Origin of the sequence: Acidovorax sp. SUPP2825, from assembly GCF_030158995.1 — a bacterium.
GTDB lineage: Bacteria > Pseudomonadota > Gammaproteobacteria > Burkholderiales > Burkholderiaceae_C > Paracidovorax.
In genome coordinates this window covers 160,621-183,598 of record NZ_BQXK01000010.1, presented here as the reverse complement: position 1 = coordinate 183,598, position 22,978 = coordinate 160,621, and the positions used below count along the sequence as shown (strand labels likewise).

The following is a 22,978-nucleotide window of genomic DNA, read 5'->3' as shown; positions in this document are numbered from 1 at the left end:
CGGATGTCAGGCGGAGAGGACTTCGGCCGGGTGGCGCGCGGCGTTGGCGGCGGCCTTGAACGGCTCGATGCCCACGCGGCGCACGGTGTCGATGAAGTTCTCGTGCCGGGGGCCGTGGGCGGCGTCCACCACGGGCAGGCGCTCGGTGCGGTAGGTAGCCAGCAGCGCCTCGATCACGCCGGGCACTTCGCTGGCGCTGAACGACGGGCCGATGATCTTGCCGGGAATGGCCGGACCCGACAGGTTCGTTCCGTCGGCGCCGCCCAGCGTGATCTGGTACCACTCCTTGCCGTCCTTGTCGACGCCCAGGATGCCGATGTGGCCGCTGTGGTGGTGGCCGCAGCTGTTGATGCAGCCGCTGATGTGCAGGTCGATCTCGCCCAGGTCCCACAGCTCGTCCAGGTCCTGGTAGCGCTCGGTGATGGCTTCGGCGATGGGCAGCGAGCGGGCATTGGCCAGCGAGCAGAAGTCGCCGCCGGGGCAGGCGATCATGTCGGTCAGCAGGCCTATGTTGGGCTTAGCGAGGCCGAGCGCCTTGGCGGCCTTGTACAGCTCGGGCAACTGGTCGCGGCGCACCCAGGGCAGCAGCAGGTTCTGTTCGTGCGTCACGCGGGCCTCGCCGCCCGAGAAGCGGTCGGCCAGGTCGGCGGCGGCTTCCATCTGCTCGGCGGTGGCGTCGCCGGGCGCGTAGCCCAGGCGCTTGAACGACAGCACCACGGCGCGCAGCTGCGGATGGCGATGCGGCATCACGTTGCGCGTGAGCCAGCGGCCGAAGTCCTGGTCGTTCTCGGCGGCGGTGCGCAGCAGGGCCACGGTCTCGGCTTCGGCGTCGGCCGGGCGCAGGTCCAGCTCGGGTTCGCGGAACGAGGCGGTCACGCGGTCCAGCTCGGCCTGGGTGATGGTGTGCGGTCCGCCTTCGATCTCGACGATCTGCCGGAACTCCTCCTCGACCTGGTCGATGTAGGTCTGGCCTTCGGACTTGACGAGGATCTTGATGCGCGCCTTCCAGGCGTTGTCGCGGCGGCCGTAGCGGTTGTAGACGCGGATCACGGCTTCCAGGTAGTTCATGAGCTGGTTCCAGGGCAGGAACTCGCGCAGCACCGGGCTGATGACCGGCGTGCGGCCCATGCCGCCACCGGCGCGCACGCGAAAGCCCAGCTCGCCGGCATCGTTCTTGTGCAGCTGCAGGCCCACGTCGTACCAGCCGAGGGCGGCACGGTCTTCCAGGGCGCCGTTGAGCGAGATCTTGAACTTGCGCGGCAGGAAGGCGAACTCGGGGTGCAGCGTGCTCCACTGGCGCAGGATTTCGCAGAACGGGCGCGGGTCGGCGATCTCGTCGGCGGCGATGCCGGCCAGCGCGTCGCTGGTGATGTTGCGGATGCAGTTGCCGCTGGTCTGGATGCCGTGCAGCTGCACGGACGCCAGCAGGTCCATCACATCGGCGCTCTTGTCCAGCGGAATCCAGTTGTACTGCACGTTGGTGCGCGTGGTGAAGTGGCCGTAGCCGTACTTCAGTTGCGTGCCGATGCGCCGGCCGTCGTGCAGGGGGATGTCGCCCAGCTTTTCCTGCGTGGCCTGGGCCTCGGCCAGCAGGGCCGCATCGGGCTGGTCGTACTCGCGGGCCACCTTGGCCAGCACGCGCAGCTGGGTGCTGGACAGCTCGCCATAGGGCACGGCCACACGCAGCATGGGCGCGTAGCGCTGCACGTACCAGCCGTTTTGCAGGCGCAGGGGCTTGAATTCGTCGCCCGAAAGCTTGCCGGCCTGGAAGCGTTCGAGTTGGTCGCGGTACTGCTCAGCGCGCAGCCGGATGAATTCGCGGTCGAAGTCTGTGTATTGGTACATCGTGGGTCACTCAGATCAAAACCAGTTTGGCGCCCGCCCAGGCGAGCAGCACGGAAAGGGCCGAGCGGATCAACCGCTCCGGCGCGCGGGATACGAGGCGCGAGCCCAGCCAGATGCCTGGCAGCGATCCCGCCAGCAATTGGACCAGAAGCGGCCAGTCCACGGAGCCGAGCGACGCATGCCCCAGGCCGGCCACCAGGGTCAGCGGCACGGCATAGGCAATGTCGGCCGCGATGATGCGCGGCAACGGCAGCAGGGGAAACACCATCAGCAGCACCGTCACGCCGATGGCGCCCGCGCCCACGGAGGTGAAGGTGACCAGCGTGCCGATCACGGCGCCCAGCAGCACCGGCAGGCTCCAGTGGCGTGGCCGTGCGGCGTCTTCGCCGGAATCGGCGCGCGCCACCCGGTCGGCCGCCTGGCTGGCGGCAGAAAACACGAAGGCCTTGTACAGCATGGCTGCGGCGGTCAGCAGCAGGGCGGCGCCGAGCGTGGTCGTCATGATGCGCTGGGCGGTGCTGCTGCTGGGCCCCATCACCTGGAGGGCCCACAGCGACAGCAGCGCCGCCGGCACGCTGCCGGCGCACAGCAGGCCCACCACCTTCCAGGGCACCAGCCGCTGGCGTGCCAGGCTGACGGTACCGCCCATCTTTGTGAAGGCGGCGAACAGCAGGTCGGTGCCGATGGCCAGGTGCGGCTTTACGCCGAAGAAGAAGATCAGGATCGGCGTCATCAGCGAGCCGCCGCCCACCCCGGTGAGGCCGACGATCAAGCCCACCGCGAAGCCCGCGAAAACGAATGCCAAATCATGCATGCGGGCGAATGTAGTGGGAGTCTTTATGGAAACAAACGATTGTTTTGTGAGGCCGTTATGCGAATAAGCATATTCCTCAAGGCTGGCGCGGGTTGGCACGGGGCGGATGGCGCAAAACGGCGATAAGGGGTTGGGCGCCGTTTCTGCCCGGCCCGCGGGTCAGTCCAGGTTCACAGCCGTTCCGTGCCCAGCGCTTGGGCCAAGCGGGCGTCCAGCGGCAATGGTTCGCCATGCAGCCGGGCGGCGACCAGTTCGCCGCACAGCGGCGCCAGCGTGATTCCGCGCGCGCCCATCGCGGTGCACACCCACAGCCCGGGCAGGGCGTGCGGGTCCACCGGGCCGGCAATCGGCAGGCGGTCGGGTGAGGCGCAGCGCAGGCCGGCCCAGACCGAAACGGGGAGGATTTCCTTGCCGGGCACTCGGTCCGTTGGGGCTGCTTGGGGCTGGCCGAAGGCGGGCGCCAACTGGTCCGCCACGGCCGGCAGCAAGGTGCGCAGCTTTTTCCAGTTGGCGGCGTGGGCGGCCGCCTCGTCGGCGCTGCTGGGCGGAAGCTCGGTGGCATGGCGTTCGAAGGTGGAGCCGGCGTACCAGCGCCGGGCGCCGTTCGCGCCCTCCGGTCCGGGAATGTGGGGCACGAGGCTGCCGTTGCCGTTGACCGGGAAGGGCGGCCAGCCTGCGGTGCCTTCGCCTTCTTCGGCCCACGACACCTGGCCGCGCAGCGGCTGCAGGGTCCAGCGGTGGTCCAGCAGCGGCATGCTGTCGGGCCCGGCCGCCACGAAGGCGTAGGGGGCCTCGGCCAGCACCTGGCCCTGGTCATCGATCGCTTGCCAGCTGGCCGGCCCGGTGCCGTCGCTCTTGCCCTCGCTTTTCCCGTCCTCGCTGGCTGGCACGCGGCGCAACCGCGCGACGTGGGCGCCGCCCTGCCATGCGATGGCCGGGTGGTCCAGCAAGGCCTGCACCAGCTGCGCCGGGCGCACCCAGCCGGCGCGGGCATGCCAGCAGGCCGCGGTGCCGGGCGGCAGCCCGGCCTGCCGCAGCGCGTCGGCGTCTGCGGGGCGGCTCCATTCGCTGCCACTCCCGCCGGCCCAGGCCGGCGGCACCCCCGGGCTGCCGTCCACGCGGTGCTCCAGCACGCCGCAGGGGTTCCAGGCTTCGCCCACCGGCAGGGCCGACAGCGCCTGCAGCGTGGTGCGCACCCCGCTGCGCGACAGGCGAGACAGCACGCTGTCGTCGGGCGAGACATGGGGGGCGAACAGGCCGGCGGGCAGGCCGGAGGCGCCGCGCGCGGGCGCCTCGGCGCGGTCCAGCACCCGCACCTTCCACCCGCGCCGCGCCAGGCTCACGGCGACCGAGGCGCCGGCCAGGCCCGCGCCGATCACCAGGCATTCGGACGCCGCCGCCACTTCCAGCGGCGGCGGGGCGTTGCGCGCCGCCCGGGGTTCCCAGGCCGGATCGAACGTGGCCTGCAGGTTGTCGCGCTTCGGGGGCACGCCGGGCACCTTGGCCACGGTGAAGCCGCACTGCGCGAGCGTGTCGCGCACCGCCCGCGCGATGGTCCAGGTCGCCAGCCGCGTGCCCCGCCGACAGCAGCGCGCCACGGCCTTCAGGGTGTGTTCGTTCCAGAGGTCGGGGTTGCGCTGCGGGCTGAAGCCGTCCAGGTAGACCGAATCGGCCGTCGGCATCTGCTGGCGCAGCATGGCCTGGGCATCGCCCACATAGAGCGTGAGCAGCACGCGGCCCTGCTCGAACGACAGGCGGTGCACGCCCGGCAGCAGCCCCCAGAACTGGTCGTGCAGCTGCTGCGCCAGGGGCGCGAGGTCGGGATGGGCAAGGGTGGCGCGCAGCAGGTCGGCGGCGGCCACGGGGTGGGCCTCGCACGAGGAGAAGTGCAGCAGGGCGGGGCGATCGGGGTCGCTGCGCCAGGCGGCCCAGGTCACGAGGAAGTTCAACCCCAGGCCGAAGCCGGTTTCCAGGATGCGCCAGCGCGGCTGGCCGGCCCAGGCCTGCGGTAGGCCGCAGCCGTGCAGGAACACGCGGCGCGCCTGGTCCAGGCCGCCGTTTTCACTGTGGTAGCGGTCACCGAACCGCGGGCTGTAGGGGGTGCCGTCCTCCAGCCAGTCGATGGGCTCCGGCATGAACCGCGCCGGGTTCATTCCCGGCGGTTCACGCGCTGGGCGGCACGTAGCCCTGGGCGGCGTCGGCGCCTTCGCCGAAGAAGTGCTGCTCCATCTGCCGGGCCAGGTACTGGCGGGCGCGGGCGTCGGCCAGGTTCAGGCGGTTTTCGTTCACCAGCATCGTCTGGTGCTTGAGCCAGGCGGCCCAGGCTTCCTTGCTGACGCTCTCCCAGATGCGCTTGCCCAGGTCACCGGGGTAGGGGGGAAAGTCGAGGCCTTCGGCTTCCTTGCCGAGTTTGATGCATTGAACGGTACGTGCCATGGGGAGGGTCCTGGAAGGATGGTTTAGATGTTTTGGGTATTTAAAACTGAAATTTCAGTAGTTCCAGTTTTGAAGAGCGACTTTCAGAATGCGTTGCATCGGTGATTTGCACCGGACCGCATTCCACAAAAGAAAGCCTCTCATGAACGTTCGCCGCGACTTTATCAAGTTTCCTCTCGCCGCTGCCCTGCTGGCCGGCATGGCCCTGACGGCTTTGCCGTCGCTGGCCCAGCCGGTGCAGTTCCTGAACGTGTCCTACGACCCCACCCGGGAGCTGTACGTCGAATACAACCAGGCGTTCGCCAAGCACTGGAAGGCCAAGAGCGGGCAGGACCTGGCGATCAAGCAATCGCACGGCGGCTCCGGCAAGCAGGCGCGCTCGATCATCGACGGCATCGATGCCGACGTGGCCACGCTGGCACTGGGCGGCGACATCGATGCGCTCGTCACGCACGGCGGCCTCGTCAAGGCCGATTGGCAAAAACGCCTGCCGCACAATTCGGCTCCCTACACCTCGACCATCGTGTTCCTGGTGAAGAAGGGCAACCCCAAGGGCCTGAAGGACTGGGACGACCTGGCCAAGCCCGGCGTGCAGGTGATCACCCCCAACCCCAAGACCTCCGGCGGCGCCCGCTGGAACTACCTGGCCGCCTGGGAATTCGCCAAGCGCAAATACGGTGGCGACGCACAGGCCAAGGACTTCGTCGCCAAGCTGTACAGCAACGTGCCCGTGCTGGACACCGGCGCCCGCGGCTCCACCATCACCTTCGTGCAGCGCGGCGTGGGCGACGTGCTGCTGGCCTGGGAGAACGAAGCCTTCCTGGCGCTGAAGGAGTTCGGTCCCGAGAAGTTCGAGATCGTCGTGCCGTCGCTGTCCATCCTGGCCGAGCCCAGCGTGGCGGTGGTGGACAAGAACGTGGACAAGAAGGGCACCCGCGCCGTCGCCGAGGAATACCTCAAGTACCTGTACTCCGACGAAGGCCAGGACATCGCCGGCAAGAACTTCTACCGCCCCACGGGCGACAAGGCCAAGGCCAAGTACGACAAGCAGTTCCCCAAGCTCACGCTGGTGACCATCGACCAGGCCTTCGGCGGCTGGGCGAAGGCCGACAAGGCGCACTTCGCCGATGGCGGCAGCTTCGACCAGATCTACACCAAGAAGTGAAGACGGCGCTCTTGCCAATCCGCCCGCGCTAGAAAGCCCCATTCCATGTCCGTCCTCCTGATCGCCGGCAGCCCCTCGGAGCGTTCCCGCTCCGCCGCCCTGCTGGATACCGTGTCGCAGCGCCTGTCGGTTCGCGGTGCGCTGGTGCAGCGCCTGCACATCCGCGACCTGTCGCCCCAGGCGCTGCTGCTGGCGGACACGGGCCACCGCTCCATCGCCCACGCGGTGGCCAGCGTGGCCGAGGCCAGCGTGCTGGTGGTGGCGACGCCCGTCTACAAGGCAGCCTACAGCGGCGTGCTCAAGGTCTTTCTCGACCTGCTGCCGCAGACGGCGCTCAAGGGCAAGACCGTGCTGCCGCTGGCCACCGGCGGCAGCGCCCACCACATGCTGGCGCTGGACTACGCGCTGCGGCCGGTGCTGCAGTCGCTGGGCGCCAAGCACATCCTGCCGGGCATCTACGCCACCGATGCCCAGGTCACGCTCACGCCCGAGGGCGCCTACGAGGTGGGGCACGACGTGTCCTCCCGGCTGGACGACGCCGTGAACGTGCTCATCACCGAAACCCTGCGGCCCGCGCCGGCCCAGGCCACGCGGTTCGCGCCGGTGCATTTCTCCCAGGTGCGATGTAGCGTCTGACGCGCCCCGGGCGGCGCCGGCCTGTGGGCCGGCCCCCGCCGTCCGCTCCTCCCCAAGCCTTACCCCATTTTTGAGAACCCGCTCGCCGCGGGCAGGCCGCTGCATCGCCGCCCGCACCCGGTGGACCTCGCCAGAAAGACCGATCGCATGACTTCGAATTTCTCTTCCTTGCGCCGCCGGATGGTGGCTTCCGGCCTCGGCACCGTGCTGGCCGCCGGCCTGCCGCCCGCTTTTGCCCAGAAGGGCGACCGCGTCCTGCGCGTGGGCCACCAAAAGGGCTGGCTGTCGCTGCTCAAGGCCCGCGGCACGCTGGAAAAACGCCTGGCGCCTTTGGGCGTGAAGGTGACCTGGACCGAGTTCAATGCCGGCCCGGTGCAGTTGGAGGCGCTGAACGTCGGCTCGATCGACTTCGGCGACGTGGGCGAAGCGCCCCCCATCTTCGCCCAGGCGGCCGGCGCGCCGCTGGTGTATGTGGGGGCCACGGTGCCGCGCCCGCAACTGGAGGCGGTCGTCGTGCCCAAAGGCTCGGCGATCCAGAGCGTGGCCGAACTGAAGGGCCTGCGCGTGGCGCTCAACAAGGGCTCGAACGTGCACTACCTGCTGGTCAAGGTGCTGGAAAAGCATGGCCTGCACTACCGTGACGTGCAGCCGGTCTTCCTTGCGCCGCCCGATGCGCGGGCGGCCTTCGAGAAAGGCGCCGTGGACGCCTGGGTGATCTGGGACCCGTTCCTCGCCTCCGCGCAAAAGACCTTGCAGGCCCGCGTGCTGGCCGATGCCACGGGCGTGGCGAACAACCGCGCCTACTACTTTTCCTCGCGCGACTATTCCGCCAGGAACGCCGACGTGCTGCGCATCGCCATCCAGGAGGTGGACGCCATCGACAAGTGGATCGCCGCGCACAAGGCCGAGGCCGCGGCGGAGCTGTCCACCGTGCTGGGGCTGGACCGCTCGGTCACCGAGCTGTTCGTGGGCCGGGCGGGCTACGGTACCTCGCTGGTGTCGCGCGACATCCTGGCCGAGCAGCAGGTGATCGCCGACACCTTCTTCGATCTGAAGCTCATCCCCCGCAAGCTCAACCTGCAGGACGCCGCTCCGGTGGACCTGCTCTGAAAGGGAGCGCCCATGTCCGCCCCTTTCCCAACCCCTTTGCAGGTGCGCGTGCGCCGGGTGCTGGGCGTGACCGCCCAGGCCTGGGGCTTGGCGGCGCCGCGCGAAAGCGCCCGCGTGCTGGTGCTCGCCCCCGCACCCCGGGCTGCGCGCCGGCGCCGGGCCGTGGCGCGGGCGCCATTTTTCGCCATCTCCTACTGAACGACGACGAGGTCATCGCATGCAAGTGTTCTGGTTCATTCCCACCCATGGCGACAGCCGCTACCTGGGCACCACCGAAGGCGCGCGCCAGCTCAGCCACGACTACGTGAAGCAGGTGGCCGTCGCGGCCGATAGCCTGGGCTACGAAGGCGTGCTCATTCCCACCGGACGCTCGTGCGAAGACCCGTGGGTGGTGGCGTCCAGCCTGGTGGCGGTGACGCGCCGCCTCAAGTTCCTGGTGGCCGTGCGGCCGGGCCTGCACCAGCCCAGCCTGGCCGCGCGCATGGCGGCCACGTTCGACCGGCTCTCGGGCGGGCGGCTGCTGATCAACCTGGTGACGGGCGGCGACCAGGTCGAGCTGGAAGGCGACGGCGTGTTCCTCGACCATGCGGCGCGCTACGAGCAGTCGGCCGAGTTCATCCGCATCTGGCGCGAGATACTCACGCGCAGCCACGACGGCGGCACCTTCGACTACGAGGGCAAGCACCTCTCGGTCAAGGGCGCCAAGTTGCTGTTCCCGCCGCTGCAAAAGCCGTATCCGCCGGTGTACTTCGGCGGCTCCTCGGCCGCCGCGCACGATCTGGCCGCCGAACAGGTGGAGGCCTACCTGACCTGGGGCGAGCCACCCGCCGAAGTGGCCAAGAAGGTGGCCGACGTGCGCGAGAAGGCCGCGCGGCTGGGCCGCACGGTGAAGTTCGGCATCCGCCTGCATGTGATCGTGCGCGAGACCGATGCCGAGGCCTGGGCCGCGGCCGAGAGCCTCATCAGCCGCGTGAAGGACGAAACCGTGGTGCAGGCCCAGGCCGTGTTCGCGCGCATGGATTCCGAAGGCCAGCGCCGCATGGCGGCGCTGCATGCGGGCGGGGCCAAGCGCTCCCGGGCCGACCTGGAGATCAGCCCCAACCTGTGGGCCGGCGTGGGCCTGGTGCGCGGCGGCGCGGGCACAGCTCTGGTGGGCGATCCGCAGACCGTGGCCGACCGCATCAAGGAGTACGCCGCCTTGGGGATCGACACCTTCGTGATGTCGGGCTACCCGCACCTCGAGGAGGCGTACCGCTTTGCCGAGCTGGTGTTCCCGCTGCTGCCGCTGGCGTTGCAGGAAAAGCTTGCGGGCGGCGCGCCCGGCGGGCCGTTCGGCGAGGTCGTGGGCAACCAGTACGCGCCGCGCGCGTCGCAAAGCTGAGCGGCAGGGCACACCATGGCGATCCATTCCATCAACCATGTGCAACTGGCCTTTCCGGCGGGCGCCGAGGGCCAGATCCGCAACTTCTACAGCACGCTGCTGGGGCTGCCGGAATTGATCCACCCCATCGGGAGCACTCTGCGCTTTGCTGCGGGGGCGCAGCGCATCGAGCTGGTGCCCACCGAACGCTGGCAGCCGGCGCCTGCCGTGTCCCACCTGGCGTTCGAGGTGGAGAACCTGCCCGAGCTGCGCGGGCGGCTGCTGCAGGCCGAGCTGCCGCTGGTGGAGAACCGGGCGCTGCCCGGCTACCTGCGCTTTTATGTGAAGGACCCGGCGGGCAACCAGCTGGAGTTCCTCGAACCCGACAACGAACCGAGGTACGACGCATGACCGATACGGTACGAGAGCTGCAGGTCTCGCCCCTGCCAGAGTCGCCCGAAGGCCCGGCGGGCGCCTTGCCCGCGCCGCTGGTGCAGCTGGCGGCCGCCGTGTGGCGCCGCCTGCTGCCCTGGCTGGTGCCGGTCGTGCTGATCGCGCTGTGGCAGGTGGCGTCCGCCCTGGGTTGGCTGTCCACCCGCGTGCTGCCGGCGCCGCTGGACGTGGTCAAGGCCGCGTGGACGCTCACCGAATCGGGCGAGCTGTGGACCCATGTGAAGGTGAGCGCCAGCCGCGCCCTGGCGGGCCTGGCGATCGGCGGCGGCCTCGGTTTGGTGCTGGGGCTGCTGACCGGCTCGCTGCGGCTGGCCGAGACGCTGCTCGACTCCACCATCCAGATGGTGCGCAACATCCCGGCGCTGGCGCTCATTCCGCTGGTGATCCTGTGGTTCGGCATCGACGAGTCGGCCAAGCTGTTCCTCATCAGCGTGTCGGTGTTCTTTCCGATCTACCTGAACACCTTCCACGGCATCCGCAACGTGGACCCGGGCCTGATCGAGATGGGCCGCACCTACGGCCTGTCGCGCTGGCAGCTGTACCGCGAAATCATCCTGCCCGGCGCACTGTCGTCCATCCTGGTGGGCCTGCGCTTTTCGCTGGGGCTGATGTGGGTGATCCTGATCGTGGCCGAGACGATTTCGGCCCAGGCCGGCATCGGCTACCTGACCATGAACGCCCGCGAGTTCCTGCAGACCGACATCGTGCTGGTGGGCATCCTGCTGTACGCGCTGCTCGGCAAGCTGGCCGACGTGTTTGCCCGCGGGCTGGAGCACTGGTGGCTGCGCTGGCACCCCGGGTATCAGTGAACAACCCCCTGAGGCGCTGCGCGCCTTCCCCCTTCTCTCGACTCGCGCGGCGAGTCGGGAAGAGGGACGCCGCCGGTGGCCCGGCAAAGCCGGTTCCACGGCGTCTGCTGGCCCTGAGCCGCGCCGGTTTTTGACATCTCTTATCTGTACAGGAACGTCATGAGTCTGCATTTTGATCGCCGTGCCTTGCTGGCCGCGTTGGGGTTGTCCGTAGCGGGGCTGGCTAATGCGCAGCCTGCGGGCGCCACCGTGCGCATCGGCTACCAGAAGTCGTCCACGCTGACCGCGCTGCTGAAAGTGCAGGGCACGCTGGAAAAGCAGCTCGCGCCGCTGGGCGTGCAGCCCGTGTGGCACGAGTTCACGAGCGGCCTGCCGCTGCTGGAGGCGCTCAATCTGGACAACCTGGACTTCAGCGCCGACGTGGCCGACACCGTGCCGGTGTTCGCCCAGGCCGCCGGGGCCCGCGTGACCTTCGTGGCGCAGGAGGCGCCGTCGCCCACGGCCCAGGCCATCCTGGTGCGGGCGGACTCGCCGCTCAAGACCGTGGCCGAACTCAAGGGCAATAAGGTCGGCTTCGCCAAGGCGGCCGGCGCGCACTACCTGCTGATCGCCGCGCTGGAAAAAGCCGGCCTGTCGTTCAAGGACATCGAGCCGGCCTACCTCACGCCCGCCGACGGCCGGGCCGCCTTCGAGCGCGGCGCTATCGATGCCTGGGTGGTGTGGGACCCGTTCCTCGCGGCCGCGCGGCAGCAGTCCGGCGCCCGGGTGCTGGCCGACGGCACGGGCCTGGCGTCGTACCAGCGCTACTACCTGGCCAGCACCCGGTTCGCCCAGGCGCGGCCCGACGTGCTGCGCACCCTGTATGCCGAACTGGAAAAGGCCGGCCGCTGGACCAAGGCCTACCCCAGGGAGGCCGCCGCGCTGCTGGCGCCCGTGTGGGGCCTGGATGCGGCCGTCATCGAGCAGGCCAACGGCCGCCGCAGCTATTCCGTGCGGCCCGTGGTGCCCGAAGGACTGGCCGAGCAGCAGCGCATCGCCGATGCCTTCTTTTCCGAGAAGCTGATCCCGCGCCGGGTGGATGCCCTGGCCGTTCCCCTGTTCAAGCCCGGAGCCTGACCCCATGCCTGACGCCCGACCTTCCTCTTCTGCATCCCCCGCCGGCGGCGTGCGCCTGCAGGCGCGCGGCCTGTCCAAGCGCTACGGCCAGCGCGAGGTGCTGCGCAACGCGCAGCTGGAAATCGAACCCGGCGAATTCATCGCCATCGTGGGCCGCAGCGGCTGCGGCAAGAGCACCTTGCTGCGGCTGGTGGCCGGGCTGGAGGCTGCCAGCAGCGGCACGCTCACCACCGACGGCCAAGCGGTGGCCGGTCTGCACGACGACACCCGCATCATGTTCCAGGAAGCCCGCCTGCTGCCCTGGCGCCGGGTGCTCGACAACGTGACGATCGGCCTGCCCAAGGCCGCGCAGGCGCGGGGCCGCGAGGTGCTGGCGCAGGTGGGCCTGGCCGATCGCGAGGGCGAATGGCCGGCCCGGCTGTCGGGCGGGCAGCGCCAGCGCGTGGCCCTGGCCCGCGCCCTGGTGCACCAGCCGCGCCTGCTGCTGCTCGACGAGCCGCTGGGCGCGCTGGATGCGCTCACCCGCATCGAGATGCACCGCCTCATCGAGGGGCTGTGGCAGCGCCATCGCTTCACGGCGCTGCTCGTTACCCACGACGTGCAGGAGGCCGTGGCCCTGGCCGACCGCGTGGTGTTGATCGAGGACGGCCGCATCGCGCTGGACGAGCGCATCGACCTGGCCCGCCCGCGCTCGCAGGGCGATGCGGCCTTCGCCGCCATCGAAAAACGCATCCTCGACCGCGTGCTGCAAAAGCCCGATGCCGACCCACCGGCCGATCCGGCCTGGCCCGGCATTCCCGCGCACGGGCTGCGCTGGGCGGTCTGAAACGACGCTTTCCGTTGTCCCGTTCCCCTGATTTTCGATCCCACCGTTTTCCGTTCCCGGACTTTTCAAGGAGAAAACCATGTCCATCCAAGCCATCAACGTGCGCAATCAATTCAAGGGCAAAGTGCGCGAGATCGTCCGCGGCGACGTCGTGTCCGAGGTCGATGTCGAGACGCCCTGGGGCATCGTCACCTCCGTCATCACGACGCGCTCGGTCGATGAACTGAGCCTGGTCGTGGGCTCCGACGTCGTGGCGTTGGTCAAGTCCACCGAGGTGTCGATCGCCAAGCTGTGAAGGGAATCGGGGCCAAAAACGGCTCCGGCGCATGATTCACTAAGGCATTGTGCTATAAAAAAAGTAGCATCTGTTTTGGAAGGCGGCTTGCGGGCCGCCTTTTTCATGGCGGCGCGATTCCGGTGGGTGCGCGCTGCGGCACGGGCGCCCGGCGTGTCCGCCTTCATCCGTGCGGGCACTTTCCGACACCGTTGCGTGCGGCGCCTCGGTAGCTTCGAGGCCTGTTCCAACGAGGCACTCCCATGAATCCTTCTCCCATCGAATCATTCAAGCGGCTCCAGCGGTACGACGAACGGCGCCCCGGCTTCCAGGGCGAGCACTGGCTGGTGCTGGGCGCGGGCGCCGCGCTGCTGCTGGCCTCGCGCCGCAGCCCCTCGCCCTTGCGGCGTACCGTCGGCTCTGCGCTGGGCAGTGCGCTGCTGGTGCGGGCCGCCAGCGGGCGCCAGGGCCTGGCCAGCGTCCTGCGGTACCTGCCGCTGGGCCGGCGCTGGTAGGGCGCACGCCCGGCGCGGCGAAGCGAAGCGGCTGCCTCAGGCGCGTTCGTCCCGCTGCGAAGGCGCGGTGCGGCATAGGTAGTTCTCCAGCAAGGTGACCAGCTCCGGGGCGAAGCGGGGGTCACCGAGCAACTTCGGCCGCTCCGCAGTCACGGTGTGCACGACCGCATGCGCGGCCACGCCCACCAGGTAGGTCGCCAGGTCCGGGTCCGGCACGTTCTGCATGAGCGGCCGGATCACCTCCAGGAATTCCCCGCGCAGCTGGTGCTTGTCTTCCTCCAGGCCGCGCACCGTGCGTGGCAGTTCGTCGTAGATGGCTTTGTGCACGGCGGGCGCGGCGCGGTGCTCCTCCACGATCATTTCGACGATCACCGTCAGCGCCTTTCGCAGGGAGGGCTGCTCCGGCAGGACCTGCAGCGCCTTGCGCAGGTCGGAGCGCGTCTCGACGGCGTGGCGCCGCTGCAGTTCCGCGATCACCGCCTCCTTGTTCGGAAAGAACTGGTAGAGCGAGCCGATGTTCACGCCCGCGCGTTCGGCGATGGCATTCGTCGTGAATCCTGCCCAGCCCACCTTGGTCAAAATGTAAGTCGCGGCTTGCATGATGGCATCCACGGTGGCGCGCGAGCGCGCCTGGACCGGGATTTTGCGGGGCTTGGCGGCGGTTTTGCTTTTGCGCAAGGACGGCATGGGAACGCGAGTTTCTTAAATAAAAGCTTTAACTTACGATTTAAAGCATGAAAACACAAGACCTGTTGCATCCCTGGGATGCCTTCCAAGCCGCCAACCGCTTTCGCCGTGCGATCCGCCGATTCCGGCCCACACCGATTCCGGAAGCGGATGTCCGGGCCCTGCTGCGCGAGGCCACCTTCGCCCCCTCCAGCGGAAACATGCAGCCGTACGAGCTGCACTGGGTTCGCACCCCGGCCGTGAAAGCCCCCCTCGCGCAGGCCTGCAACGGGCAGAAGGCGGCGGCATCGGCCGCGGATTTCGTCGTCTTTGCCGCCAGTCCCGCCATCGGGCGGCGCACCGCCCAGGCGCAGCTCGACCATGTCGAACGATCGACCGTGCTGGGGCCGGAATCCAAGGCCTATTACCGCAAGCAGATCGGCATGTTCCAGCGGATCCTGGGCACGGGCTCGTCGGTGCTGTGGTCGCCGTGGCTGCTGCTGGCCGCCTGGGTGCGCCCCACGCTGTCGCTGCTGCCGGTGGGGCACATCGGCGGCCGCCAGTGGGCCGCCCGCAATGCGATCTTCGCGGCACAGACGCTGCTGCTGGCCGCGGCGGCGAAGGGCATCGATTCGTGCCCCATGGAAGGCTTCTCCGCGTCCGCGGTCGCCAAGCTGCTGGGACTGCCGCGCGGCACGGTCATCCCCCTCGTTGTGGCGCTGGGCTACCGCGCCGATGACGCCCGCGTCGAGGATCGCTGGCGCCTGCCTTTGGAAGAGTCGGTCGTCGTCCATTGACCGGCAGGGTGACGCCACGCGGCCGGCATGCTCCGTGCCGTGCCGTGCCAGGAGCCGGGCCGCCCGCCTTCGGGATGCTCGTCAGTATGGTCTGTCGAAATTTTCAATAACGCATCCGTGTTGCGTTATTGGGTCTAGAATCTGCTGTTGCAACTCGGTTGCAGTAGTAAATAAATTCACATTCGACCGTCCTCATCACCTTTTAAACTGCGGCACCTTTCCCTGTGATCCCGCCGTGGCGCTCTGCCCCGGCCGCCGGCGGCCTTGGCATCCGCACGGCTCGCGCGCATCGGGGCCTGCCTTTTTCCACCGTCCACGCCGGCCTCGCTCTCAGCGGCCGCTCCCTGTCTTTTTCCATCCCATCATGCGACCGCTCTGCCCGACAGCTTCCCTCTGGTTGACCCCCTTGCTGGCGCTGTCCGCGCCCGGCGCCATGGCCCAGGAGGGCGGCAGCACCGCCGCGCTGCCCACGGTGGTCGTGAAGGAGCAAGCCATGCCGGGCGCGCTGGACCAGCCGGCCGAGGGCGCGTCCCGCCTGGGCCTGTCGGTGCGCGAAACGCCTGCGTCCATCGACGTGGTCTCGCGCCAAGTGCTGGGCGAACGCGGGTTGCGCACCCTCACCGAAGCGGCCCAGGCCGCCGTGGGCGTGACGGCTGGGGACTTTCCGGCCGAGCCCAGTGCGTTTTCGATGCGCGGCTTTGCCAACAGCCAGATCAACACGCTCTACAACGGCATCAAGATCGGTCCGCCCAACATGACCTCGCGCGTCATGGACACCGCCAACCTGGAGCGCATCGAATTCCTGAAAGGCGCGGCCTCGCTGATGTCGGGCGAGGGCGCCTCGGGCGGGGCGGTGAATTTCGTCACCCGCGCGCCGCACCGCGGCCCGGTCCAGACCGAGGTCGAGACGGCGGCCGGCTCGTTCGGCGAGCGCCGCGTCCGCCTGGGCTCGGGTGGCACCACCGCCTGGAAGGACCTGGATTACCGCATCGACCTGAGCGGCTCGGACAGCGACGGCCCCGTGCAAGGCACCCAACAGCACAACCGCCACCTGTCGGGCGGGCTGGACTGGCATGTGCGCCCCGGCCTCAAGTTCTTCGTGGCGGCCGAGGCCAAGCGCGACCGGGGCAGCAGCTACTGGGGCACGCCGCTGGTTTCAGCCGCCGCGCCCGGCATCGAGCCCGAGGGCGGCGTGGTGTCCGGTACCTACACGTCGGGCTTCAACGGCAGCGCGCTCGGCCCGGTCGCGATCGACCGGCGCACGCTGCGCACCAATTACAACGTGCTGGACAACCGCAACGACGCGCGCGAGACCTGGCTGCGCACCGGCATGGACTGGCGCATCGACAACGCCTTCACGCTGCGCACGCAGATCTACCGCTATACGGCCACGCGCACCTGGTTCAACAACGAGATCGCCGCGTTCAACGCCGGCACCGGCCTGGTGGACCGCGAGCGCTTCTACGTGGCCCAGGACCAGACCTCGGTGGGCCAGAAGACCGAGCTGCAGTGGGACGGCCAGATCGCCGGCCGCGACAACCGCTGGGTGGCGGCGCTCGAATACAGCGACCTCGACCTGACCCGCCCCGGCGCGGCCAATTTTCCGGGTGACAGCGTGAGCCTGGTGAACCCCGATCGCGGCACCTACGGCCCGCTCACCCGGCAATGGCAGACGAGCGGCGTGCGCAACACGGTGCTCGCGCTGGAAGACCGGTTCTCGGTTGCGCCGGGCTGGATGCTGCTCGGCGGACTGCGACACGAATCCATCGAGCTGTCGCGCACCTCCACCGATGCCGCCGGTGCGCCGCGCGCCGGCTTTCCGTTCGACAAGGCCTGGCACCCGACCACGGGGCGCGTCGGCCTGACCTGGGCCCCAGCCGCCGGTACCACCGTCTATGGCCAGTACGCCACGGGCGCCGACGTGGCGGCCAACAACCTGTTCCTGCTGCGCGGCACGCAGCCGCTGGACCTGACCCGCACGCGCAATGTGGAGGCCGGGATCAAGCAGTCGTTCTGGCAGGACCGCGGCGAATGGACGTTCGCGGTGTACGACACCGAGCGCCGCAACGTCTATGCCGCGCAGGGCGGGCAGTCGCTGGCCGTGGCAGGGGCCCTGCAGTCGCGGGGCGCCGAGGCCTCGGTGGCGCTGCGGCCCGATGTGCACTGGAGCCTGTGGTCCAACCTGGCGCTGAACCGCGCGCGCTACCAGGACTATGCACTGGCCGGTGGCGGCTCGCTCTCGGGCAACACGCCGCCCAACGCCCCGCGCGTGGTGGCCAATGCCGGCGTGGGCTACCGCTTCGTGGCCGGTGTGCCGGTGCAGGTGTCGGCCTCGCTGCGGCATGTGGGCGAGCGGTTCCACAGCGATGCGAACACCGTGCGGCTGGCGGCCTACACCGCGCTCGACGCTGCCGTGGCAGTGGACGTGGCCCGCGGCGTGCAGCTGACCCTGCGCGGGCGCAACCTGACCAACCGCGTGTACGCGGCCTGGGCCGATCCGTTCTACCCGGACCAGATCCTGCTGGGCGCCCCGCGCAGCTTCGAGCTGGCCCTGCGCTGGACGCTGTGACATGCAGGCGCTGCTGCGGGCCGAGGGCCTGGGCTTTCGCACCCCGCAGGGGCGCCCGCTGCTGCACGGTGTGAACGCCAGCGCGGCCCGCGGCGAATGCGTGGCCCTGGTCGGCCCCAACGGCGCGGGCAAGAGCACGCTTTTGAGGCTGCTGGGCGCGCGGGCCGTGCCCACCGAGGGCCGGGTGAGCGTGCTCGGGCACGACCTGGCCGCCTGGCCGGCGCCCGAGCGTGCGCGGCACATCGCCGTGCTGGGGCAGACCGAAACCGCCGACCTCGCGTTCCGCGTGCATGACTACGTCGCCCTCGGGCGGCTGCCCCACCAGCACCATGCCGGCCGCGCGGAACACGCACGGGCGGTGGACGAGGCCCTGCACACTTGCGCGGTCGACTCCCTGGCGCACCGGGCGCTGTCCACCCTGTCGGGCGGCGAGCGCCAGCGCGTGCACCTGGCCCGCGCCCTGGCGCAGCAGCCCGCGCTGCTGCTGCTGGACGAGCCCACCAACCACCTCGACCTCGCGGCACGTGCCGACCTGCTCGCCCTCGTGCGCGGGCTCGGCATCACCGTGGTGGCCGCGCTGCACGAGCTGGGCCTGGTGCCTTCGTTCGCCGACCGGGTGTGGATGCTGGACCGCGGCACCCTGGTGGCCGACGGCCCGCCCGATGAGGCGCTGAGCGCCGACCGCGTGGCCGCCGTGTTCGGCATGGAACTGGTTCACACGCGGCACCCGCGCCATGGCGGCACGCTGTGGTCGTTCGAACGAAAGGTGGCGGCATGAAGCGCGCGCTGCGGCGGTGGACGGCCGGCCGATCGCTGGTGGTGGCGGTGGCGGTGGCCGGCGTGCTGTGCGGCGCGGGCCTCGCGCTGGCGCAGGGTGCGGGCGCGGTGCCGGGGTTCCCCGTCACCGTGCCCAACTGCGGCGACACGCTGCGCATCGCCGCGCCGCCCCAGCGCATGGTCGTGCACGACCTGAACATGGTGGAGATGGCAATGGCGCTCGGGCTGCAGTCGTCCATGGTGGGCGTGACGGGCATCACCGGCTGGTACAAGACCGATGCGGCGTTCCTACGCAGCCTGGGGGCCATTCCGGAGCTGGCCCCCAAGTACCCCACCCTGGAAACGCTGCTGGCCGCCAAGCCCGACCTGTTCTTCGCCGGCTGGTACTACGGCATGCAGCCCGGGGGCGAGGTGACCCCGGCCACCCTGGCGCCGCACGGCATCCAGACGCTGATCCTGACCGAAAGCTGCGCGCACACGCTTGGCGACAAACCGCGCGCCACGATGGACCTGCTGTACGGCGACCTGCTGCGCCTGGGCACCGTTTTCGGCCGCCGTGCCGAGGCCGGGCGGCTCATCGCGCAATGGCGCGAGCGGGTCCGGGCCGCGACCCGGTCGCCGCTGCCGCAGCCGCCACGCGTGTTCGTCTACGACTCGGGCGAGGACAAGCCCTTCACCGCGGGCCGCGCCGCCATGCCCACGGCTTTGATCGAGGCCGCGGGCGGGCGCAACGTGCTGGGCGATGTCCCCATGAGCTGGGGCACCAGCGCCTGGGAGACGGTCGCAGCCAGCAACCCGCAGGTCATCGTGCTGCTGGATTACCAGAACGGCCAGGGCCCGGAACACCTTCAGAGCCTTCTGCAGGCCCACCCGGCCATGCGGCTGACCGACGCCGTGCGCCAGCGCCGCTTCGTCACGCTGCGCTATGCCGAGTTGACGCCCGGGCCCGCCAACATCGACGCCATCGAAAAGCTGGCCCGCGCCCTGAGGCAGGCACCATGACGCCGCCGGGGGCGGATGCCCGCACCGCGCGGCGCAGCGCGGTGCCTCTGCGGATCGCGCTGCGCCGCGCGGCCCCAGTGGGGATCGCGCTGGCCCTGGTGCTGCTGGTCATGGCGTCGCTCACCGCGGGCAGTGCGCCCGTGTCGTGGCGCGAGGCGGCCGTGGCACTGGCGGGACCCTGGGCCGGGGCGTTTGGCGCGCCCGCGGGTGACATGGCGCAGGCCATCGTGCGCGACCTGCGCCTGCCGCGCGTGGTGCTGGCGCTGCTGGTGGGCGCCACGCTGGCCCTGGTGGGCGGCCTGTTGCAAAGCACCACGCGCAACGACCTGGCCGATCCGTTTCTGTTCGGCCTGTCCTCGGGGGCTTCCACGGGCGCCGTGGCCGTCATCACGTTGACCGGCGAATGGCTGGGCGCCTGGACCTTGCCGGCCGCCACGTTCGCCGGGGCCGCGGTGGCGGCGGGCGCCGTGCTGCTGCTGGTGCGGCGCGCCGGCGGGCAGGGGCCCGCGCAGACCGTGCTGGCCGGGTTGGCGGTGTCGTTTTTATTCGGCGCGCTGACGCACGGGCTGGTCTTTGCAGGCGACCAGCGCGCGGCGCATGCCGTGGTCTTCTGGTCGCTCGGCGGCCTGGGGCTGGCGCGGTGGGACAACCTGTGGCTGGCATGCCTGGGGCTGGCCGTGCCCATGGTGTTCGTCTGGCGCCGCCACCGCGCGCTGGATGCGCTGCTGGCCGGCGACGACACGGCCCACAGCCTGGGCATCGCGCCCGAGCGGCTGCGCACGCAGGCCTTCGTGGTGGCCGCAGTGGCGACGGCCTGCTGCGTGGCGCTGGCCGGGGTGATCGGCTTCGTCGGCCTGATGGTGCCGCATCTGGCGCGGCGGCTGTCGGGGCCCCTGCATGCCGCGTTCCTGCCGTTGGCCGGGGTGCTTGGGGCGGGCTTGCTGCTGGCGAGCGATCTGGTAGCACGCACGCTGCTGGGCTCGCAGGAGTTGCCGGTGGGCATCGTCACGGCGGGCATCGGGGCCCTGTTCGTGATGGCGCTGCTGCGACGTCGGGTGGCGGACTGACATGGATCATCAGATGTTTTTGATCCTAAGTCATGGAAATATATTCTTTCTGGTTTGAAGGGCCGACTCCTAAGATCGCGGCAGCTTCCCTGAAAGGTGTTCTCCGTGATCCGACCGCTCTCCGTGGCAACCGACATTTCCCCAGGCCTTCCACGATCGGCTGACGCCTGGCCCGCAAGGGGCGGCGCATGAACTTTCAGCAACTGCGCTCCGTGCGGGAGGCCGTGCGCTGCGGCTTCAACCTGACCGAGGTGGCCGCCATGCTCTACACCTCGCAACCCGGCGTGAGCCGCCAGATCCGCGAGCTGGAGGAAGAGCTGGGCCTCGAAATCTTCGCCCGCGCGGGCAAGCGCCTCACCGGCCTCACGCCGCCCGGCGCCACGCTGCTGCCCATCGTCGAGCGGCTGCTGCTGGAGGCCGAGAACCTCAAGCGCGCCGGCCTGGACTTCAGCGCCGCGCAGGAAGGGCGCCTGTCCGTGGCGGCCACGCACTCCCAGGCGCGCTACGCCTTGCCCCAGGTGGTGCGCGACTTCCGGGCGCTGTACCCCCACGTGTCGCTGCACCTGCACCAGGGCTCGCCCCGCCAGGTGGCCGAGATGCTGCTGTCCGGCGAGGCCGATATCGGCGTGGCGACCGAGGCGCTGGCCGGTTACGACAGCCTGGTCACGCTGCCGTGCTACCGGTGGTCGCACAGCATCGTGGTGCCGCCGGGGCATGCGCTGCTGGACCAGGCCGAGCCCGTCACGCTGCAGCAGCTGGCGCGCTTTCCGATCATCACCTACGAACTGGGCTACACCGGCCGCGCGCACATCGACGAGGCCTTCTCGCGCGAGGGCCTGACGCCCGACGTGGTGCTGACCGCCATGGATGCCGATGTGATCAAGACCTACGTGGAACTGGGCATGGGCGTGGGCATCGTCGCCTCCATCGCCGTGGACCCCGACCGCGACCGCCACCTGCGCATGCTGGACGCGCGCCACCTCTTCGAGGTCAACCTGACCCGCCTGGGCCTGCGGCGCGGCAGCTGGATGCGCGGCTATGCCTACCGCTTCATCGAGAGCTTCGTGCCCACCCTCACGCGCGAGGCGGTGGAAGCCGCCATGAAGACGCCCGCGGCCTGAGCCGGGCAAGAGCGGGCCAGCCAGCAGCCAGCGCTCAAGGCGGCGGGGCAGGCTGCGACAACACCCACAGCGCGAGGGCCCGCGCCTCGGGCTCGGTGATGCGGGCCTGGCGCGGCATGATCACGCGGCCCCAGGTGCCGACGCTGCCGTTGCGGATCTTGCCGGCCAGCCGGGCCGGCGCCTGCGGGTCGTTGCGGTAGCGCTCGGCGATCTGCGCGAACCCCGGCCCCACCTGCTTGCGGACCATGCCGTGGCAGGCCATGCAGCCATGCTCCTGGCCCAGGTGCCGATCCTCGGCGGCCTCGCCGGTGACGGCAGCGCTCGCCAGCCAGAGGCCCGCCAGCACCGCCACGGCCCCGCGCCAGCCCCGCCGCGGCCCGGTGGCCGCGCCTGCGGAACGGGGCAGGGTGCGTGGGGCCATGGCGGTGCGGAAACGGGCGTGGGTCATGCCATCGAGCATAGCGGTGCGCGCCCACGCACTTCCTTCTCTGTCCGGCCTGCCGTTTTGCGCATATCCAAACGCGTTCTTGTCGCTTGGGCCAGCGCGTCGGCCCCGATAGATTCGCTTCAAGCCCACCGCACGGCGCAGTGGGCACTCCAGCGAAAGGACGAGGGATGACGACTGCAGCACTGCGATTTCAACGCCACCTCCCGACATGGCGCGACGGCCTGTATGCCTTGGCATTGGGCGCGGCCATCGCACTGTGCGGCACGGCCTTCGCCGCCACGCCCGTGCCGCAGGGCCCGCTGGTCACCACCGACTGGCTCGCGCAGAACCTGGACAACGCCAAGGTTCGCGTGATCGAGGTCAGCGTGAACCCCGGCCTGTACGAGCGCAGCCACGTGCCCGGCGCGGTCAACTTCTCCTGGCATTCCGACCTGAACGACAAGGTGCGCCGCGACATCGTGGGCAAGGAGGCATTCGAGGCGCTGCTGTCCAAGGCCGGCGTGGCACCGGACACCATGGTGGTGCTCTACGGCGACACCAGCAACTGGTTCGCTGCCTGGGGCGCCTGGGTGTTCGACATCTACGGCGTCAAGGACGTGAAGCTGCTGGACGGTGGCCGCAAGAAATGGGAGGCCGAGAACCGGCCGCTGAACAACCGGGTGCCCGAACCCGTGACCACCACCTACCGCGTCGCCAACGTCAACACCCAGCTGCGGGCCCGGCTGTCCGACGCGCTGGCGGTGGCCGAAGGGCGCAGCGATGCCCGGCTGGTGGACATCCGCTCGGCGGACGAATACACCGGCAAGGTCTTCGCCCCGGCCGGCGTGCCCGAGCTGTCGGTCCGCGCGGGGCACATTCCCGGCGCGGCCAATGTGCCATGGGGCCAGGCGGTGCGCGAAGACGGCACGTTCAAATCGGCCGAAGAATTGAAGAAGCTTTACGCCGCCGCGGGCATCGACGGCAGCAAGCCGATCATCACGTACTGCCGCATCGGCGAGCGCTCCAGCCACACCTGGTTCGCGCTGAGCAAGATCCTGGGCTACGAGGTGCGCAACTACGACGGTTCGTGGACCGAATACGGCAACGCCGTGGGCGTGCCCATCACCAACCCGGCCGGCACCCTCTGGGCCGCCAAGTAACGCCGGGCCAAAACAGTTTGTCAGTAGGGGGTC

24 protein-coding genes are annotated in these 22,978 nt (G+C 69.9%); 18 read left to right on the top strand and 6 right to left on the bottom strand.

What is annotated here, in order from left to right:
* Window positions 1-6: 6 nt before the first annotated feature.
* The 4 genes from AVAK2825_RS14605 to AVAK2825_RS14590 form a co-directional block, all read right to left on the bottom strand.
* The gene (locus AVAK2825_RS14605) at window positions 7-1,845 is read right to left on the bottom strand and encodes a nitrite/sulfite reductase (protein WP_284400013.1); all 1,839 of its coding nucleotides are present in this window, start codon (window positions 1,843-1,845) and stop codon (window positions 7-9) included.
* A 10-nt stretch (window positions 1,846-1,855) separates the two neighbouring features.
* A complete protein-coding gene (locus AVAK2825_RS14600; RefSeq protein ID WP_284400010.1) occupies window positions 1,856-2,659 on the bottom strand; it encodes a sulfite exporter TauE/SafE family protein in 804 nt (267 codons plus the stop codon).
* A gap of 170 nt (window positions 2,660-2,829) precedes the next feature.
* The gene (gene mnmC / locus AVAK2825_RS14595; protein WP_284400008.1) at window positions 2,830-4,794 is read right to left on the bottom strand and encodes a bifunctional tRNA (5-methylaminomethyl-2-thiouridine)(34)-methyltransferase MnmC2/FAD-dependent 5-carboxymethylaminomethyl-2-thiouridine(34) oxidoreductase MnmC1; all 1,965 of its coding nucleotides are present in this window, start codon (window positions 4,792-4,794) and stop codon (window positions 2,830-2,832) included.
* A gap of 28 nt (window positions 4,795-4,822) precedes the next feature.
* Window positions 4,823-5,095 (bottom strand): oxidative damage protection protein, encoded by a 273-nt coding sequence (locus AVAK2825_RS14590; protein WP_092743728.1) that lies wholly within the window; start codon window positions 5,093-5,095, stop codon window positions 4,823-4,825.
* Between the two features lie 142 nt (window positions 5,096-5,237).
* On the opposite strand from AVAK2825_RS14590, the gene AVAK2825_RS14585 reads away from it, so the two are divergent.
* From AVAK2825_RS14585 to AVAK2825_RS14535, 11 genes are all read left to right on the top strand, one after another.
* Window positions 5,238-6,260: a sulfate ABC transporter substrate-binding protein gene (locus AVAK2825_RS14585; protein WP_272569324.1), complete on the top strand. Its 1,023-nt coding sequence runs from the start codon at window positions 5,238-5,240 to the stop codon at window positions 6,258-6,260.
* 45 nt (window positions 6,261-6,305) lie between these two features.
* Window positions 6,306-6,896, top strand: a complete 591-nt coding sequence (ssuE, locus tag AVAK2825_RS14580) for an NADPH-dependent FMN reductase (RefSeq protein ID WP_284400005.1) — start codon at window positions 6,306-6,308, stop codon at window positions 6,894-6,896.
* A gap of 147 nt (window positions 6,897-7,043) precedes the next feature.
* Window positions 7,044-8,006 (top strand): sulfonate ABC transporter substrate-binding protein, encoded by a 963-nt coding sequence (locus AVAK2825_RS14575; protein WP_284400002.1) that lies wholly within the window; start codon window positions 7,044-7,046, stop codon window positions 8,004-8,006.
* Window positions 8,007-8,018: 12 nt separating this feature from the next.
* Complete coding sequence (locus AVAK2825_RS14570) at window positions 8,019-8,204, top strand: hypothetical protein (protein WP_284399999.1); 186 nt, start codon at window positions 8,019-8,021, stop codon at window positions 8,202-8,204.
* A 19-nt stretch (window positions 8,205-8,223) separates the two neighbouring features.
* Window positions 8,224-9,387, top strand: a complete 1,164-nt coding sequence (ssuD, locus tag AVAK2825_RS14565; protein ID WP_284399997.1) for an FMNH2-dependent alkanesulfonate monooxygenase — start codon at window positions 8,224-8,226, stop codon at window positions 9,385-9,387.
* Between the two features lie 15 nt (window positions 9,388-9,402).
* Window positions 9,403-9,777 carry a VOC family protein gene (locus AVAK2825_RS14560; protein WP_284399990.1) on the top strand — a complete coding sequence of 125 codons (375 nt, stop codon included), beginning with the start codon at window positions 9,403-9,405 and terminating at the stop codon, window positions 9,775-9,777.
* Window positions 9,774-10,628 carry an aliphatic sulfonate ABC transporter permease SsuC gene (ssuC, locus tag AVAK2825_RS14555; RefSeq protein WP_284399987.1) on the top strand — a complete coding sequence of 285 codons (855 nt, stop codon included), beginning with the start codon at window positions 9,774-9,776 and terminating at the stop codon, window positions 10,626-10,628. Before AVAK2825_RS14560 ends, ssuC begins: the two co-directional genes overlap by 4 nt.
* Before the next feature lie 159 nt (window positions 10,629-10,787).
* Window positions 10,788-11,744, top strand: coding sequence for an aliphatic sulfonate ABC transporter substrate-binding protein (locus AVAK2825_RS14550; protein WP_284399984.1), 957 nt, complete (start codon window positions 10,788-10,790; stop codon window positions 11,742-11,744).
* A 4-nt stretch (window positions 11,745-11,748) separates the two neighbouring features.
* Window positions 11,749-12,570: an ATP-binding cassette domain-containing protein gene (locus AVAK2825_RS14545; protein ID WP_284399981.1), complete on the top strand. Its 822-nt coding sequence runs from the start codon at window positions 11,749-11,751 to the stop codon at window positions 12,568-12,570.
* A 79-nt stretch (window positions 12,571-12,649) separates the two neighbouring features.
* Window positions 12,650-12,865, top strand: coding sequence for a TOBE domain-containing protein (locus AVAK2825_RS14540; protein WP_092743710.1), 216 nt, complete (start codon window positions 12,650-12,652; stop codon window positions 12,863-12,865).
* Window positions 12,866-13,107: 242 nt separating this feature from the next.
* The gene (locus AVAK2825_RS14535; RefSeq protein WP_284399973.1) at window positions 13,108-13,359 is read left to right on the top strand and encodes a hypothetical protein; all 252 of its coding nucleotides are present in this window, start codon (window positions 13,108-13,110) and stop codon (window positions 13,357-13,359) included.
* A 36-nt stretch (window positions 13,360-13,395) separates the two neighbouring features.
* On the opposite strand, the gene AVAK2825_RS14530 is transcribed toward AVAK2825_RS14535, so the two are convergent.
* Window positions 13,396-14,046, bottom strand: coding sequence for a TetR/AcrR family transcriptional regulator (locus AVAK2825_RS14530; RefSeq protein ID WP_284399971.1), 651 nt, complete (start codon window positions 14,044-14,046; stop codon window positions 13,396-13,398).
* Between the two features lie 47 nt (window positions 14,047-14,093).
* Between AVAK2825_RS14530 and AVAK2825_RS14525 the strand changes: the two genes are divergently transcribed.
* The 6 genes from AVAK2825_RS14525 to AVAK2825_RS14500 all read left to right on the top strand — a co-directional run bounded on the left by AVAK2825_RS14525 (window position 14,094) and on the right by AVAK2825_RS14500 (window position 21,358).
* Window positions 14,094-14,822, top strand: a complete 729-nt coding sequence (locus tag AVAK2825_RS14525) for a nitroreductase family protein (protein WP_284399969.1) — start codon at window positions 14,094-14,096, stop codon at window positions 14,820-14,822.
* A gap of 397 nt (window positions 14,823-15,219) precedes the next feature.
* Complete coding sequence (locus AVAK2825_RS14520; protein WP_284399966.1) at window positions 15,220-17,391, top strand: TonB-dependent receptor; 2,172 nt, start codon at window positions 15,220-15,222, stop codon at window positions 17,389-17,391.
* A gap of 1 nt (window position 17,392) precedes the next feature.
* On the top strand, window positions 17,393-18,169 hold the full coding sequence (locus AVAK2825_RS14515; protein WP_284399963.1) for an ABC transporter ATP-binding protein: 777 nt from the start codon (window positions 17,393-17,395) through the stop codon (window positions 18,167-18,169).
* Entirely contained in the window at window positions 18,166-19,170 is a 1,005-nt protein-coding gene (locus AVAK2825_RS14510; protein ID WP_284399961.1) for an ABC transporter substrate-binding protein, read from the top strand. Before AVAK2825_RS14515 ends, AVAK2825_RS14510 begins: the two co-directional genes overlap by 4 nt.
* Window positions 19,167-20,237, top strand: coding sequence for a FecCD family ABC transporter permease (locus AVAK2825_RS14505; protein WP_284399959.1), 1,071 nt, complete (start codon window positions 19,167-19,169; stop codon window positions 20,235-20,237). The genes AVAK2825_RS14510 and AVAK2825_RS14505 overlap by 4 nt, the downstream gene beginning before the upstream one ends.
* Before the next feature lie 188 nt (window positions 20,238-20,425).
* On the top strand, window positions 20,426-21,358 hold the full coding sequence (locus tag AVAK2825_RS14500; protein WP_284399957.1) for a CysB family HTH-type transcriptional regulator: 933 nt from the start codon (window positions 20,426-20,428) through the stop codon (window positions 21,356-21,358).
* Window positions 21,359-21,392: 34 nt separating this feature from the next.
* On the opposite strand, the gene AVAK2825_RS14495 is transcribed toward AVAK2825_RS14500, so the two are convergent.
* Window positions 21,393-21,806 (bottom strand): c-type cytochrome, encoded by a 414-nt coding sequence (locus AVAK2825_RS14495; protein ID WP_349817173.1) that lies wholly within the window; start codon window positions 21,804-21,806, stop codon window positions 21,393-21,395.
* Between the two features lie 167 nt (window positions 21,807-21,973).
* On the opposite strand from AVAK2825_RS14495, the gene AVAK2825_RS14490 reads away from it, so the two are divergent.
* Window positions 21,974-22,945 (top strand): sulfurtransferase, encoded by a 972-nt coding sequence (locus AVAK2825_RS14490; RefSeq protein ID WP_284399955.1) that lies wholly within the window; start codon window positions 21,974-21,976, stop codon window positions 22,943-22,945.
* Window positions 22,946-22,978 lie beyond the last annotated feature (33 nt).